Genomic DNA, 15,978 nt, shown 5'->3' on the forward strand with positions numbered 1-15,978 from the left:
TTTTAAAACGCTTCGCAAAGTTCTTGCATTATTTTTTGTTGATAAATTCTTCGGATATTTGGATATGAGCGGGCATGGCTAGCTAAGCAGCAGAAGTATAAGGAGTTAAGCAAGTATAAAAAAAGCGGAAGGTTGTTTATGCCTTCCGCTTTAAATAGCTATTTTTTTCTGGCGATCAGCAGGCCGTCCCGTACGGGCAGCAGGATGTTCTCCACCCGCTCGTCCTGGTGCACGTGCAGGTTAAAATCCATGACGGCTCTGGTGTCCTCGTCCAGCTTTTTTCTATACTTCTCCAGCACTTTGCCACTCCAGAGCACATTATCTGCAATTATGTACCCGCCGGGGCGCACCTTGTCGATCACCATGTCGTAATAGCGGCCATAGTTTATTTTGTCGGCATCAATAAACACGAGGTCAAAAACGGCGTCGATAGTAGGCACAATCTCCAACGCGTTGCCAATGTATAGCTTCATCTGCTTGCCGTAACCCGACTCATCAAAGTAGCCGCGCACCCGGTCTTCCAGTTCCTCGTTCTTGTCTACGGTGTGCAGCGTGCCGCCTTCCTGCAAGCCCTCGGCCATGCAAAGCGCCGAGTAGCCGGTATAGGTGCCTATCTCCAGTATCTGGTGCGGGCGTATCATTTTAGAGTACAGCGATAGCAAGCGGCCCTGCAAATGCCCGGAGAGCATGCGCGGCTTCATCACGTTCAGGTGCGTTTCGCGGTTTATCTTATGCAGCAGCTCGCTCTCTCCGGTAGTATGCTCCTCGGAGTAGCGCAGCAGTTCTTCGTCTATAAACTCCATTCTGATTGTTGATTGGTAAGTGTTTTTAGGTGTTGCTTTGTCGAAGACTGCCTGCGGTATGTAAAGTTTATCAAACAATCAAGAATAAGCAATCAGCAATTAAACAGGCACATAATTCAGGATGCTCAGGTTTTCTTCGCGGAGCACGTCGTTGGCGATGTCGGTCAGGTCGTTGGCGGTTATACTTCGGATCTTGTCGAAAATCTCGTTCAGCGACTCCACTTTGCCCTGGTCAAGTATACTTTTGCCTAGCAGCATCATCAGGCCCATGTTGCTTTCCTCAGCCATAGCCAGCTGGCCCATAAGCTGTTCTTTGGCGGTATGCAGTTGCATGGAGCCAAGGGGCTTCTCGCGCAGCTTTTTCAGCTCTTTAAGTACAAGGGTGGTAGTGCGCTTCAGCTGTTTTTTCTCGGTGCCAAAGTATATGCTCAGCAGGCCGGTATCTATGTAAGTGGCGTAGCTTGAGTCGATGGTATACACGAGGCCGTGCTTTTCGCGCACAGCCAGGTTCAGGCGCGAGTTCATGCCTGGGCCGCCCAGCAGGTTGTTCAGCATAAAAAACGGAATGCGGCGGTCATCGGCCAAGGCATAGGCCGGGCAGCCAATAACACAGTGCGCCTGCGAGATAGGCTTCTCGATGGTAACCGACTTAGGCAGGTAGCCCGTGAACGGCGTGCGTGTGCGATGTTTCTGGATGCGCGGCACTTCGCTCAGGTATTTCTCGGCCAGCTTCAGCACCTTCTCGAATGGCAGGTTGCTCACAGAGCAGAACACCAGGTGATCGGTGCTCAGGTTGCGCTCAATAAAGCTCAGGAAATTCTCCTTCTGGAAACTGGAAACGCTCTCGCGCGTGCCCAGTATATTGTTGCCAAGCGGGTGCCCGTCAAATACCACTGCATCAAACTCATCCACGATGGCTTCCTCGGGCGTATCAAGGTACATGGCCATTTCCTCCAGTATCACGCCGCGCTCTTTCTCTATCTCCTTTTCCGGAAAAACAGAGTGAAAGGTAATATCGGTCAGCAACTCAAAGGATTTCTCGAAATGCTTATCCAGCACAGAGCTATAGAAACAGATTTTCTCTTTGGTAGTATAGGCGTTCAGTTCGCCGCCTACGGCCTCCAACCGGTTAAGAATATGGAACGACTTGCGCTTTTCGGTGCCCTTAAAAGCCATGTGCTCCCAGAAGTGGGCAATACCGGTTTGGTCCGATAATTCATCGCGGCTGCCAATATCCATGATAAAGCCGCTGTGGGCTATCTTGGTGTGCAGCACCTGCTTGTGTACAACTCTTATTCCGTTGGGTAAGGTATGGATATGATAATCAGGCATTCAATTGAAGTAATTAGCCTGCAAAGGTACAGCAAAGAGTTAGGAGTTAAAAGTGGAGAGTTTAGGCAAAGGCAAGTATTATGGCCGGCACAACACCTTATCGCTTTTTGTCTAGGCTGCCCACGTTAATTACAAAACCCAGTGAGAACACCGAATAGGCCGCTGTTAGCTCGTCGCGGTTTTTTAAACCGATGTTGGTGCCCGAAGTATACTGCAACTGCACGGCGGGGTTAAGGGTGAGGCGGGTGTAAAAGATTGGCTCCAGGAAGATGTTGTCCTCCTCTTTGCCGGGCACGTTGTTCAGCGTGTAGTCATGCATGTTTACATAGCTGGCGCGCAGGGCCGTGCCATAATTCAGCGGAAAATCCTTACCCAGCACATGCAACGATTTTTTACGCTTGGAGCTAAAGTTAACCTGCACAAAGTACTTGTTGAAGTTAGCCTCGTGGCGCTCATATGTCATATCCCCGGTTTCCTTGTCTTCGTCCTTCTCGGTGCGGTCGGAGCTGCCGCCGCCAAAGCCACCGTAAATCTCCAGCACACGATTATGGTTTGGGCCGAAGGTAGTAAAGTAGCCGCCGCCAGCCTCCAGCAGGTTGTGGCGCATGTCGCGTTTGCTGCGCTCGCTGCTCAGCATGGAGCCATTCAGCAGCACGGCAAAATGGTCTGAAACGGCATAGGCCGTATTAAAGGTGATGTTGCCCTTCAGGGTAACGTGCCCGCCGGCGCTCAGCTCACCCTTTTTAGTGAACATGGGCACATTCGGCACATTGGGCATGTAAGTAGAGGTGCCGCAGCCGGCCAGTAGCGGCAGTGCCACCAGCAGCAGCGCCCATTTTATGCTTTTTAGAAGATTGGAGGTCGTAAAGGGTGTATTCATAAAGTATAATTAAGCACAGAGCAACCAACTTAGCCAATGGATGCCCCAATTACAAAGCCTTAACGATAGATTTTGTAAAACGCGCACAATTCTGAGCGAAAAGTATACTTACCGCCTTGCATTTTTAACTAAGGCCGGTTTGGTGTAGCTTTGCCTTAGGCAGATACATTGGCATGAAAAAAATACTGATCGTACAAACGGCTTTTCTAGGAGACGTGGTGCTGGCAACGGCGCTGGTAGAAAAGCTGCATAAATTCTACCCCGAAGCCCGGCTCGGCTTCTTGCTCCGCAAAGGCAACGAAGGCTTACTGAAAGACCACCCGCTCCTGCACCAGGTTATGGTCTGGAACAAGAAGGAAGGAAAGTATAAAAGCCTGCTGCGCCTGCTCTCGCAGATACGGGCAGAGAAGTATGATCTGGTTGTGAACGTGCAGCGCTTCGGATCCACGGGTTTCCTGACCGCTTTTTCGGGGGCAAAAGAAACGGTTGGCTTCGAGAAGAACCCTTTCTCTAGGCTGTTTACGCGCCGTTACGTACACGATGTGCGCTCTGGCACGCACGAGGTAGAGCGCAACAACATGCTAATCCAGAGTGTAACCAATGCTATCGCGGACAAGCCGAAGCTGTACCCAAGCCAGGTAGATTTTGCCCACGTGCAGCACAGGAAGCAGGAACCGTACATTTGCATGGCACCAACCTCGGTATGGTTTACCAAGCAGTTCCCCAAAAAGCAGTGGGTTACCCTGATCAACAGCCTTGATCCAAAGTATAAAGTTTACCTTTTAGGCTCGCCAGCCGACAAGCAGCACTGCGATGAGATAATTGCCCAAAGTATAAACCAGCGTGTAGAGAACCTATGCGGGCAGCTAAGCTTGTTGCAGTCGGCGGCGCTAATGCGCGATGCAGTCCTGAACTACGTAAACGACTCTGGGCCAATGCATCTTGCCTCAGCGCTGAACGCCCCTACGTGTGCCATTTACTGCTCTACCGTGCCCCGCTTTGGGTTTGGCCCGCTGGCTGACTTTGCGCAGGTAGTGGAGCGTACCGAGCCGCTACACTGCCGCCCGTGCGGTTTGCATGGTCACAAAGCCTGCCCCGAGGGCCATTTTAAATGCGCTCATGAAATCCGGAACGAGCAACTGCTGGAAGTATTGAAAGTTAGAGAGTTAGAAAGTTAGAGGGTTTAGGAGTAAAGGTGACGGCCGATATAAAAAGGATTTTCTAGCTACAGTAGCGTGTTTTATACTGGCATTAAGCGCTTTTATGATAGTTAGCCAAGACATTGTACCATTTGTCAGCCCTTTATTATTTACGTTGCTTTTTATACTGGCTAATTTTGATCGAGTGAAGATTAATAAGCTATAAGCTGTTGGACTAGGCTTGATGCTAACCTTGCCTGTGTTTTTTGTGTCTGTATTAGCAGGAGTTGGGGTTACGCAAACACTGAACAATGCTCAGGTAGTAATAGCCGTAAGTTCAGCAATGTCAGCAGGGCTTATGTTTTTAGTGAATAGCCTATACTTCGATATAAAGCGTTTGAAGACTAGCCTGGTCATAACGGCTATTCTAGGTCTTATAGTCCCAATTATTGTTCAGGCCATTGAACTGTAGTTGCCTAGCTCAAACTCTTTTACGAATTTAATAGAGAACCCCGGGCTATTCTTTATTGCTTGGCAAATCCTAGTTGGGTTAGGCGTAAATATGGATATTTGGGTAAGCGTAAAGCATTAAGTGCTAGCAACAAGCTATGTTTGACTCACCTGTAGTTTTTAGTAAATTAGGAGTAAAATTCGTACTGCTAACTCAGAATAAAACTACATGAAATACCAGCCTATCGGGCAGGAGCTGTTTATCCGGCACCGGCAAAACTTTGCGCGGCAGCTCAAACCCTCTTCTATCGCTATTTTCCACTCGAACGATATAATGCCCACCAACGCTGATGGCACTACGCCCTTCCGGCAAAACAGTGATTTGTTTTACTTATCGGGCGTGGATCAGGAAGAAAGTGTCCTATTGCTTTTCCCGGATGCTAAAGCTGAGAAGCTCCAGGAAATACTTTTTGTGCGCGAAACCAACAGCCATATCCTGACGTGGGAAGGTTATAAGTTAACAAAGGAGCAAGCCCGCGAAACATCAGGGGTACAAACTGTATTCTGGACGCATCAGTTCGAGCAAATCCTGCACTCATTGATTTTCGAAGCAGAGCACGTGTACCTGAACACAAATGAACACCTGCGCGCCGTAGTGGAGGTAGAGACCCGCGATGCCCGCTTTATCAGAAAAATGAAGGAACAATACCCGCTGCACAAGTATGAGCGCAGCGCCCCAATTATGCACCGGCTGCGTGCTATAAAATCGGAGCGTGAGGTAGAACTGATACAGCAGGCCTGCCAAATAACCGGCAAGGGCTTTAGAAGGCTTCTGGGTTTTATCAAGCCTGGCGTGATGGAGTATGAGATTGAAGCGGAACTGTACCATGAGTTTCTGCGGAACCGCTCACGCGGCCCAGCTTACGAGCCGATCATTGCCTCCGGTAAGAACGCCTGCATCCTGCACTACACCGACAACAGCCGGGAATGCGAGGACGGTGATCTGGTGCTGATGGATTTTGGTGCAGAGTATGCTAATTACGCCTCCGATCTGACACGCACTATACCTGTAAACGGCACCTTCACGGCAAGGCAACGCGAAGTATACACCTCAGTGCTTACCGTGATGAAAGCCGCCACGCGCATGCTTGTGCCAGGCAATACCTTAAACCAATACCACCAGTTTGTAGGAACGCTTATGGAAAACGAGCTGATAAAACTTGGCTTGCTAAGCGAAAGCGATGTGCGCCAGCAAAATCCGGAGCAGCCTCTATATAAGAAGTACTTCATGCACGGCACCTCGCACCACCTGGGCTTAGATGTGCACGATGTAGCCGACAAATACCGTGCGTTTGAGGCGGGTATGGTCTTTACCTGTGAGCCAGGGATCTACATACCGGAGGAAGGAATTGGCATACGCCTGGAAAATGATGTTTTAATTACGAGCAACGGGCCAAAAGACCTAATGGATCACATCCCGATTGAGCCAGATGAAATAGAGGAACTGATGCGGCGATAACCGTACAGCAGCATATATAGAACTTATCGCAAGGTTGCCGTAAAACTATCGGCAACCTTTTTTATTGTGCTTACTCTAAAATTATTGCCCTTGCATCAAAATTTTTTTCAGAATACAACCTTGCAAGATAGATTAAGTTTGAAGTATAAGCGTGTGGAGCCTATGCATTTCAGGTGAAAAAGGAGTGCAATTTTATTTAATGGACCACAGGGGATTAAGTATAACCTGATAAGCGAACATGCCTATGGATTACAAATACCACTCTATAAAGCGACGTGCCAGGGCGCAATCAGAGGCTCCTGTATCGAGATTATTTTTTTCTATTTAATAAACTCGTTTCAAACATGCACGTATTGTCATATCAAAATATACTTTGTAGAATTATGCGAACACAATTAACGAAAATTAGTAGACTCGCTTTCGCACTCATGTGCTTGCTGATAGCAAGCTCTGATCTAATGGCGCAAAGCTCTGATCAAAAGACAAATCTTCAGATATATGGAAGCGCTTTACAATATAGAGGCGAGGTTGAGAACCAGCACTTCGAGAGCAACAGGCTTGAGTGGGGTGGAGGTCTTAACTTAAACCGCTATATCAGCCCTTCTTTTGATGGAGGTTTGCACCTGACCTACGGTAGCACAGAAGCTAACCAAAACGGCAACATGTTCGATGCCCAGATGGGTACTGCCATGCTTGCTTTACGCCTGAAAATGTATGGCACTATCCTGAAAGAAGATGCTTTCATTGGGCCGTACCTGCAAATAGCAGGTGGTGGTGCTTGGGCCAAGACTGATGTTATGCGCGCTGACGGAACTACGCAGCAGGATGACAAGTTCTTCACTTCTGCCGTAAAAGGCGGCGCCGGTCTTCGTTTCCGTTTTTCTGATGCGGTAAGCGCGTTTGTAGAGTCAAACTACATGCTTATTGGCCAGGATAAGATTGACGGCTTCGATGAAGGTGAAAATGATCGTTTCCTGATGCACAATGTGGGCCTTGGGTTTAACTTAGGCAAAGCAAAAGACACAGATGGTGACGGTGTGCCGGATAGACGTGATGACTGCCCTGATACTCCAACCGGTGTGCAGGTAGACAAAAACGGTTGCCCAATTGACACGGACGGCGATGGCGTAGCTGACTACCAGGATGAGTGCCCTACTGAGGCTGGCGTTGCTAACCTGAATGGTTGCCCTGACAGTGATGGCGATGGTATCGCTGATAAGAACGACCAGTGCCCTGACCAAGCTGGTACAGCTGCAACAAACGGTTGCCCAGATGCTGACGGTGACGGTGTGGCCGATGCCAACGACAACTGCCCTGATACGCCAGCTGGTGTACAAGTAGGTGCCGATGGTTGCCCAGTTGACTCAGACGGTGACGGTGTTCCGGATAACGAAGATGCTTGCCCTAACTCTGCCGGTACTGCCGCTACTAAAGGTTGCCCAGAAGTAGATGCTGCCACCATGAAGCTGATCGAAGAAAAAGTGCGTTTTGAGTTCGACAGAGCCCGTGTGCAGGATTCTTACAAGCAACTGCTTGACAGCATTACTGTAGCACTTCAGAAATACCCAGATCACGTACTGTTGATCAAAGGCCACGCTGACTACATCGGCTCTGAGGAGTACAACCAAGCCCTGTCTGAGCGCAGAGCAGAAGCGGTGAAGGAATACCTGATTCAGCAAGGCGTACAGAACCCAGACAGACTGGTAACAAAAGGCTACGGCGAAACACAGCCACTCGTAAAAGTTAACGAGCGCTTGTCAAGACGTAGAACTGAGTCTGCCAGAGCGAAAAACAGACGTGTAGGCTTCGAGCTGAACACACCTGACATGCAGCTGAACATGGAATAAAAGTTAAAGTATAACTTACTGAAAAGCGGCCTGGGCAAATCGCCTGGGCCGCTTTTTTTGTTTCGTAAAGTATAAAAGTATAGCTTCCTTATCAGGGTGCTAACAAGAAAGGCAAGCCTTGCAGCCTGCCCATCCAGAAAATCAACGTTCACTATAACTTTGGAGAAAATGGCAGTTGCGGCCATACTTATTTAACTCAGTTCAAAAGCCTCGGCAAGCAACTCGTATGAGCGGAGCCTATCCTCGAAGCTATATGTAATTGTTACAAGCATCAGCTCTTCAACGCCGTACTGGACAGCCAACTCCTCCAGTTTATACTTTACCTGCGCTTGCGTGCCGCAAATTACACGCTGGCGGTTATAAGCAATGCGCTGCTGCTCGGCCTCCGTATAGTTCTGGCGCTGTACATCTTCGTAAGGCGGCACGCCGGCACTAATACCTTTCTCTATCCGCAGCATCAGTAAATCCATGGTTGCCTGCAGTTCCAATGCCTTCTCCTCAGTATCGGCGCACAGCACAAACACACCTACATTCGCTTCCGGCTCACTTAAAAATGCTGAAGGCTCAAAATGCTGCCTATAAGCCTGCACCATCTGTGGCCCCCCGATAGGGTTTATAAAATGCGCAAACGAGAACGCGAGTCCAAAATGAGAGGCAAACAAGCCACTCTGCCCGCTACTGCTGAGTATGTATACAGGAGGCGCGGAAGGTGCGGCAGGGTTTGCGCGTATTTTCTCGGTGATGTCGCCGGGCTCGAAGGTGTCGTGCAGGTAGTGGCCCAGGTCCTTGAGCTGTTGCATAAAGGCAGCCTCATTAAACTCGTTGTGCGGGTTAAGCGCTGCCGCGGTTAGGCGGTCGCTGCCCGGTGCGCGGCCAATGCCCAGGTCTATGCGGCCGGGGTAAAGCGTTTCCAGCATTTTAAAATTCTCAGCAACTTTAAGGGCACTGTAGTGTGGCAACATCACGCCTCCTGAGCCAAGCCGGATATGCTCTGTTTTGGCAGCTAAGTGTGCTAGCAACACTTCGGGTGTAGAGCCAGCCAGCGATCGGGTGTTGTGGTGCTCTGATACCCAGAAACGTGTATAGCCCCACTGCTCGGCCATTTGTGCCAGCTTTACCGTTTCTTGGATAGCCTGCTTCGCCGTGCCCAACTTTCTTACAGGGGATTGGTCAAGTATGCTTAGCTTTAGTTTTCGGGAGGTGCTCATGTGCAATTTATATGTTGGGGGATATAACAGGCTATGTTCAGAATTGTTGCACCCGACTTATACTTCTGTTATCGGTATAAAAGACGGTGAAAAAAAATAGGGTCAGTTCTCCCGGCTGGAAAACTGACCCTATGCACATTTAAGAACCTACTCTGACCGCACAGCCAGCATAAACAGTTCAATTATTTCTTTTGATGGGCTTTGCCAATATTTATGCCAAACACTAAATATTTGCGAAGCGTAATATTTAGCCACTATTACTGGTAAAAGGCGAGTAAACCTTTCCAATTATGGGACTTAGCGACTCATGTCCGGGAAAATTCAACCCTTCTGCGCAAGCAAGTATAATACAGCCATGCGCACAGCCACACCGTTTTCAACCTGGTTAAGTATAATGGAATGGTGCGAGTCGGCGGCATCGGAGCTAAGTTCTACGCCTCTGTTAATCGGGCCTGGGTGCATCAGTACGATCTCCTTGTCCAGGCTGTCTAGCATTTTTTTGTCGATGCCATAGTATAAGGTGTACTCGCGCAACGACGGGAAGTACTTCATTTGCTGGCGCTCCAACTGTATGCGCAGCACGTTGGCAACATCGCACCAGGCCAGAGCCTTGCGCACATCGGTTTCCACTTTCACGCCAAGTGCCTGAATATACTTAGGCAATAGCGTGATGGGCCCGCAAACCATAACCTCGGCACCTTGTTTCTGAAGCGCGAAAATATTGGAGAGCGCCACCCGCGAGTGCAGAATATCCCCGATGATCACTACTTTTTTGCCGGCCACCTCGCCAAGTCTCTCCCTGATAGAGAAAGAGTCCAGCAATGCCTGCGTAGGGTGCTCATGGGTGCCATCGCCGGCGTTTACAATGTTGGCGGGTATGTGCTTGCTCAGAAAGTGCGGGGCACCTGGGCTGGAGTGGCGCATCACGATCATGTCCACTTTCATGGCCAGGATGTTATTTACCGTGTCCAGTAGGGTTTCGCCTTTTTTTACAGAGCTACCGCTGCTGCTAAAGTTGATCACATCGGCGGAAAGGCGTTTCTCGGCCAGTTCAAATGAAAGCCGGGTTCGCGTGGAGTTCTCGAAGAACACATTGGCGATGGTAATATCGCGCAGCGAAGGCACTTTTTTAATCGGCCTGTTAATTACATCCTTAAAATTATCCGCGATCTCAAAAATGAGCTGGATGTCTTGCGGGGTAATGTCTTTGATGCCTAACAGGTGCCGGACGCTGAGCTCTTGCATGGGTAAGAATATTTATTCGTCGGATTTAGTTACTAGCCAGATGGCATCTTCGTTGGCTTGCTGCTCTTTCCACTCTACCAGTACACGCTGGCTTTGCAGGGAGTTTACCTGGTGGCCCACATAGGTTGGTTGTATGGGCAGGTGGCGCGTATACAGGCGGTCTACCAGCACCAGCAGTTCCACGTTTGCCGGGCGTCCAAAGGCTATCATGGCATCCAGGGCTGCGCGCACCGATCGGCCCGTATACAGCACATCATCCACCAGGATCACTTTTTTGCCTTCTATCAGAAAGTCAACCTTTGTGGCGTTGGCGGTAAGCGGTGTTTCCCTTCTCCGGAAATCGTCGCGGTAAAACGTGGTATCGAGGTAGCCCGTAGGTACTTGCTTGCCAAGTATGGAAGCTAGGGTATGCTGAATGCGCTGCGCTACAAACTTGCCGCGCGGCTGCAGGCCCAGGATAACAGAATCAGAAAAATCACCATGGTTCTCGATGAGCTGGTGGCACAGGCGCGTCACCATAATTTCGAGCAGTTGCTGGTTTACGATAAGTCTTTTCTGCATAGCCGGAAGATGTTACGTGCAAATATAGCTTTCCTGGTGAAGAAGCGAAAGTTTTAAGAGATTTAGCAGCCAGGAGTTTTCGGTTGAGATTTACTCGGCCCTGTGCCATACGTTGGTTGTAAAGCGGGTTTTAAAAACATAATACTCCCATTACAGGCATAAGACAAACGCTTAAAATAGCGCCAGCCACGTATGGCCGTTGCTAAAAAGTGAGCTTGTTAATATAGAAAACCATGCGATTATCACCGTTTTTCGGCTTGATGCGCTGAAAACCGAAGGCTGCCATACTATTGCCGTACCACCGGATGATGCCTGCCTGGTCGGTGTCAATAACCTTCTCATCTTCTTCGTAAGTGAGTAACTCCAGTTCAGTTTCTTCGCGGTCATACTTGTCTTCATCCATCAGGTGGTAGATGATGGTGTTATCGCGTGGGTAGGCCATTAGCACACGCCCATCGGGCAGGCTTTGCACCTCCACAGCATGTGTAAGCTCGTAAGTGGATACACCAACCAGCGGAAACGTATTGTCCCAGAGCAGGACACCATTTTTATCGAAGCCCAGGGCAATGGCATGCGTACGCTTATAACCATCCTGTAGCTGGCCCAGGGTGATGGTGCGGTCTATGCCCATGTTGCGGGTGTTGCTGCTATACTGAGGGTAATAAGCTTCGGCGGCCAGTACATAGCCTGTTGGAGTGGTAATCAGGTCGTGGAGTAGCAGGCGGTAATGGTAGCGTGGCGTGCGGCCCATTTTAAGGCGTTTGGCCTCGCGGCGGCGGGTGCGTTCCTCACGGCGCGGCTTCATATACTTCAGGAAGTTTTTGAGCTGCAGCATGTTGTAAAATTCGCCATCAGCGATGGCTGTAGCACCAAGCGGAGCTGTAAAGAAACCCTGGTTGTAGCGCAGGTCGCGTGTGCCATACGTGCCGATCAGTAATTTTTGCGTACTGTCGCCGGGTGTCACTTCTGCGTTGAGCAGGCTTTTGTCTTCTTTCTGAAGTATAAAATAGTTGTTAAGCAGCTTCCCTTTTGTGTCGAAACTCTTTACTTGCAGCCTGGATATCCTGCCATTCGACTCCGTGATTACGGCATCCACGCGGTTATACTCAGGGTCTGTGAGCAAGTCCGAGAAACTGGATTCATCTCCGTAAACTGATGGCAGCGGTTTTAAATGGCCGTTGGCAGGGTTCAGGTAGAGCATCAGTTGTTTCTGGTCTTTCTTGTTGCGGCCAATGACAAAGAAGTTTCCGTGCAGCACCTGGTACTCGTAGATAGCATCCAGTGGGTCCAGTTCATACCTTTTATGCGCGAGCTGTCCGGTAGCGTTATGGAGCTGCACAAAGGTATACTCTTGCTGGTCATCGGCCCCAAAAACCATGTAGGTGTATGGCTGCTCGGTATAGGATCGGATATAGTAACTGTCGGGTGAGAGGGATGCCGTATCGGACCATACTTGCTCTAGCTGACTGTTATACTTTGTAAAGTGAAAAGACGCTTTAGTTTGCCAGGCGTTGCTGCTTTTATGGTATACTAATAAGCTGCTGTCTGGTAACGCAATTACTTCTACATCGATGTTCTCGCTTGTAAAGGGCAGTTCCAGGCGCACCGGTTGAGAGGGTTCCTGGGCCAATACAGGTATGAGTATAACTACGTGCAGCAGCAGGGTGAGCAGGGTACGGATGTATGGCATAGGGTTTCAGGTGTTTGTGCTATACAAGGGCGGAATAATAACAAAAATAGCAGCTACTGCATTTTACTGCAAATAGCTGCTATTCGTTGTTGATGCAAGCATTTTTGTGGCTTAGTTGCCCATTGCCAGCAAAATATCAAACTCTTCGGGTTTTAGTGGCATCACCGAGAGGCGCGACTGGCGCAGCAAGGCGATGTCTTGGAGGCGTTCGTCTTTTTTGATCTGCTCCAATGTTACAGGCTCCTTAAAATCCCGGAAAGGTATCAGGTCCACTACCACCCATTTGCCTTTGTCTTCTGCGGCGGTTGGATCGGGATAGGCGGGCTTGTCTACCTTGGCAATGCCCACAATGGCTTTTTCGGATACGCTATGGTAAAACAGCACCAGATCGCCGGGCTGCATTTGCTGCATGTTGTTGCGGGCTTGGTAGTTGCGCACGCCGTCCCACATGGTGCGGCCGTCTTTCACTAAATTAGCCCAGGAGTATGCTTCAGGTTCTGATTTTACTAACCAGTGTTGCATGAGTAAAGTTGTTATAGATGTAAAGTTTTAGGTATTACTTACGTGCAATGGCCTTAGGGTTGCGGGACTGGCGGTACATTAGAATTTCGTTAGCGATCAGGCCTGAAAGTATACCGAGCACCAAGCCTCCCCAGAAAGTATTTGCAACCTCAAAAATAACGAGGACAACTAATAGAGCCAGCAGCATAAGCCGCAGCAGCCTTCTGTATTTATCTGGCAGGCTTTCGTAGGAGCGGATTAGCACGGATGGCCTGCCAGTGCCTTGTAACCTGTGCCTGAAAAATATGCGGACCTCCAGTGCAAACTGCATCAGCAGCACGCCCAGTAGCACACCTCCAAAGAAACTGATGAAAAGGTCTGTAACCACAAGCGCCATAAATACCATCAGCAAAACCGTGGCAACCATAGTGCGGGTTGATTTGGTGAGCTTTTCGTAGTTCAGCATAAGCGTTTCGGGTTGGTTGAAGAGTTCTCTACTCAATGCGCTTTAACTTTAGGATAGTCTTATCCTGCGCCAAAATCCTGATCTGATACTGCACGGGCGGGTTGCTTCCTTCGCCCATTTGTATGCGGTACAGGTTTGTATCTAGCTGCTCCCATTCTCCTTCCTCTTCCTGCAGGCCATCGGCTGGGGCAATCTCGTAGCGCTTAATTACGCCACCCGGTTCCAAGCTAAACCCCGTGCGGCCCCTAGACGGAGGAAAGTCGAAGGTGTTGGGGCGGTAAACCCATACGCCATCTTCGTCTTCCTCGAAAGAGTGCAGCCAGGTTTTGCCCACTAGTTCAGCAGCTTTCTTATCTCCTTTTTTGCACGTTACGGCCATAAACAGCAGGCCAATCAGGCAAATAAATGAAGCGTATTTCATAGGGACCATCATGAGTTTATATGCTAAGATAGGTATTTCTGGCTACACATGTAAGTATTGCAATGTAACTATTTGTATGTTGGAAATTAAAAGCAGATTAATTGGATTTTATAAAGCAGGCGCTTGTGGGCCTATTCAAGCGGAGGGCAACTGCCAAGGTTCGGTCGCTTTTCCTATCTTTGTAACGCACAGACAAGACGTAAGCTTTGGAAAATAAGAAGATCATAAAACTGTTTAAGCTGGCTGCCGAGCTAATGGAGCTGCACGACCAAAATCCTTTCAAGATCCGGTCTTACACCAATGCCGTGGGAGCCCTGGAACTAGTGGAGGAGCCACTCGAAGGGATGGCGCAAGCCCAGCTGGAAGGCATTCAGGGTGTGGGCAAAGGCATTGCCGCCAAAATAATTGAGATAAACGAAAAGGGCTCTTTTGCCGAGCTGGACCAGATGCTGGAGGTAACGCCGCAGGGCGTGGTGGAGATGCTGCGCATCAAAGGCATCGGCCCGAAAAAGGTACGCAACCTCTGGAAAGAGCTGGGCGCCGAGACCGTGGAAGAACTGCTGGAAGCCTGCGAGCAGGATAAAGTTAGCAAGCTAAAGGGCTTCGGGGCAAAAACCCAGGAGAACATAAAGCAGGCGCTACTTTTCACGCAGCAAAACCGTGGCAAACTGCTTTACGCCGAAGCCGAAAGTATGGCTTTGGACCTACTGCAAAGTATAAAAAACGCCGCACCCGATGCGCAGATAGAACTGGTGGGAGAGGTGCGCCGCCGCATGGAGATTGTGGAGAGTTTGCAGTTTATACTTGCCACCGATGCGCCGGTAAGCGCCCACGCGGCCCTGAACAAGATGCCGGAATTGCAGGAGGACGAAAAGAACTCCGGGCCCTTTGCCTGGCGCGGTAGCCACACGGCAAGCAAGCTGGATGTAGAAATTAAGCTGGTTGCACCGGAGCGTTTTGCAAACGAAGTATTACTGCACTCGGCTGCCCCAGCGCACCTGGCGCAGTTTTTTACCAGCAGCACTAACCTGCTGACTGTGGCGCGCGAGCAAGGCTATGCCTCCGAAGCGGATATTTACAAATCGGCGGGGATGGCCTACATTGAACCCGAACTGCGCGAAGGCACCAACGAGCTAACGCTGGCCCTGGAGAACAAGCTGCCTAAACTGCTGGAGCTCTCTGACCTGAAAGGCAGCCTGCACAACCACAGTACCTATTCTGACGGGGCGCATACCCTGGAGCAAATGGCAACTTTCTTAAAGGATGAAGGCTACGAGTACCTAGGCATCTCAGACCACAGCAAAACCGCGTCTTATGCCGGTGGCTTGCGCGAGGGCGATGTGCTACGCCAGCAGAAAGAGATCGACGAGCTCAATAAAAAACTGGCCCCGTTCAAGATATTCAAAGGCATTGAGTCGGATATTCTGGGCGACGGGTCGCTGGATTATGCGGAGGATATCCTGAAAACCTTTGACTTTGTAGTGGCCAGCATCCATAGCACCCTGAACATGGATGAGAAAAAGGCCACCACGCGTCTGATCACTGCCATCGAGAATCCTTATACCACCATACTTGGCCACCCAACAGGCAGGCTGCTGCTGCGCCGCGAGGGCTACCCGATCAACCACAAAATGGTAATTGATGCCTGCGCTGCCAATAATGTCATCATTGAAATTAACGCTAACCCGTGGCGCCTGGATTTGGACTGGCGACATGTGCAGTATGCCCTGGAAAAAGGCGTGATGCTAAGTATAAACCCGGATGCCCACCACACTAGCGGCTACGCAGACATGAAGTATGGCGTATTGGTCGGCCGAAAAGGCGGGCTTACCAAAGAAATGACCTTTAATACTAAATCAGCGGAGGAGGTTGAGAAGTATTTCAGGGAGCGGAAAGAAAAGGTAAAGTAACTAGCA

General features: G+C 49.7%; 14 protein-coding genes. 4 read left to right on the forward strand and 10 right to left on the reverse strand.

The genetic code is table 11. The annotated features are described in order from the left end of the window. Positions 1–158 precede the first annotated feature (158 nt). The 3 genes from D1627_RS13945 to D1627_RS13955 form a co-directional block, all read right to left on the reverse strand. The gene (locus tag D1627_RS13945; RefSeq protein WP_119433040.1) at positions 159–803 is read right to left on the reverse strand and encodes an O-methyltransferase; all 645 of its coding nucleotides are present in this window, start codon (positions 801–803) and stop codon (positions 159–161) included. Between the two features lie 99 nt (positions 804–902). Next, complete coding sequence (locus D1627_RS13950) at positions 903–2,135, reverse strand: M16 family metallopeptidase (protein WP_119432857.1); 1,233 nt, start codon at positions 2,133–2,135, stop codon at positions 903–905. A gap of 97 nt (positions 2,136–2,232) precedes the next feature. After that, complete coding sequence (locus D1627_RS13955; RefSeq protein ID WP_119432858.1) at positions 2,233–3,015, reverse strand: hypothetical protein; 783 nt, start codon at positions 3,013–3,015, stop codon at positions 2,233–2,235. A gap of 173 nt (positions 3,016–3,188) precedes the next feature. On the opposite strand from D1627_RS13955, the gene D1627_RS13960 reads away from it, so the two are divergent. The 3 genes from D1627_RS13960 to D1627_RS13975 all read left to right on the forward strand — a co-directional run bounded on the left by D1627_RS13960 (position 3,189) and on the right by D1627_RS13975 (position 7,970). Then, on the forward strand, positions 3,189–4,193 hold the full coding sequence (locus tag D1627_RS13960) for a glycosyltransferase family 9 protein (protein WP_119432859.1): 1,005 nt from the start codon (positions 3,189–3,191) through the stop codon (positions 4,191–4,193). A 640-nt stretch (positions 4,194–4,833) separates the two neighbouring features. Then, the gene (locus D1627_RS13970) at positions 4,834–6,123 is read left to right on the forward strand and encodes an aminopeptidase P N-terminal domain-containing protein (protein WP_119432861.1); all 1,290 of its coding nucleotides are present in this window, start codon (positions 4,834–4,836) and stop codon (positions 6,121–6,123) included. A gap of 428 nt (positions 6,124–6,551) precedes the next feature. Further along, positions 6,552–7,970: an OmpA family protein gene (locus D1627_RS13975; protein WP_158607189.1), complete on the forward strand. Its 1,419-nt coding sequence runs from the start codon at positions 6,552–6,554 to the stop codon at positions 7,968–7,970. A 191-nt stretch (positions 7,971–8,161) separates the two neighbouring features. Here the strand turns inward: D1627_RS13975 and D1627_RS13980 are convergent, their stop codons facing one another. From D1627_RS13980 to D1627_RS14010, 7 genes are all read right to left on the reverse strand, one after another. After that, complete coding sequence (locus tag D1627_RS13980; protein ID WP_119432863.1) at positions 8,162–9,178, reverse strand: LLM class flavin-dependent oxidoreductase; 1,017 nt, start codon at positions 9,176–9,178, stop codon at positions 8,162–8,164. Between the two features lie 321 nt (positions 9,179–9,499). Beyond that, a complete protein-coding gene (locus D1627_RS13985; protein WP_119432864.1) occupies positions 9,500–10,423 on the reverse strand; it encodes an aspartate carbamoyltransferase catalytic subunit in 924 nt (307 codons plus the stop codon). Positions 10,424–10,435: 12 nt separating this feature from the next. Next, positions 10,436–10,984: a bifunctional pyr operon transcriptional regulator/uracil phosphoribosyltransferase PyrR gene (pyrR, locus tag D1627_RS13990; protein ID WP_119432865.1), complete on the reverse strand. Its 549-nt coding sequence runs from the start codon at positions 10,982–10,984 to the stop codon at positions 10,436–10,438. Between the two features lie 202 nt (positions 10,985–11,186). After that, positions 11,187–12,674: a hypothetical protein gene (locus D1627_RS13995; RefSeq protein WP_119432866.1), complete on the reverse strand. Its 1,488-nt coding sequence runs from the start codon at positions 12,672–12,674 to the stop codon at positions 11,187–11,189. Between the two features lie 111 nt (positions 12,675–12,785). Further along, a complete protein-coding gene (locus D1627_RS14000) occupies positions 12,786–13,196 on the reverse strand; it encodes an EVE domain-containing protein (RefSeq protein WP_119432867.1) in 411 nt (136 codons plus the stop codon). A gap of 34 nt (positions 13,197–13,230) precedes the next feature. Further along, entirely contained in the window at positions 13,231–13,677 is a 447-nt protein-coding gene (locus D1627_RS14005; RefSeq protein WP_147383311.1) for a hypothetical protein, read from the reverse strand. Next, entirely contained in the window at positions 13,670–14,062 is a 393-nt protein-coding gene (locus D1627_RS14010; RefSeq protein ID WP_119432869.1) for a hypothetical protein, read from the reverse strand. The genes D1627_RS14005 and D1627_RS14010 overlap by 8 nt, the downstream gene beginning before the upstream one ends. Positions 14,063–14,268: 206 nt before the next feature. Between D1627_RS14010 and polX the strand changes: the two genes are divergently transcribed. After that, complete coding sequence (gene polX / locus D1627_RS14015; protein ID WP_119432870.1) at positions 14,269–15,972, forward strand: DNA polymerase/3'-5' exonuclease PolX; 1,704 nt, start codon at positions 14,269–14,271, stop codon at positions 15,970–15,972. Positions 15,973–15,978 lie beyond the last annotated feature (6 nt).

The organism is Pontibacter oryzae (assembly GCF_003576375.1).
Lineage (GTDB): Bacteria > Bacteroidota > Bacteroidia > Cytophagales > Hymenobacteraceae > Pontibacter > Pontibacter oryzae.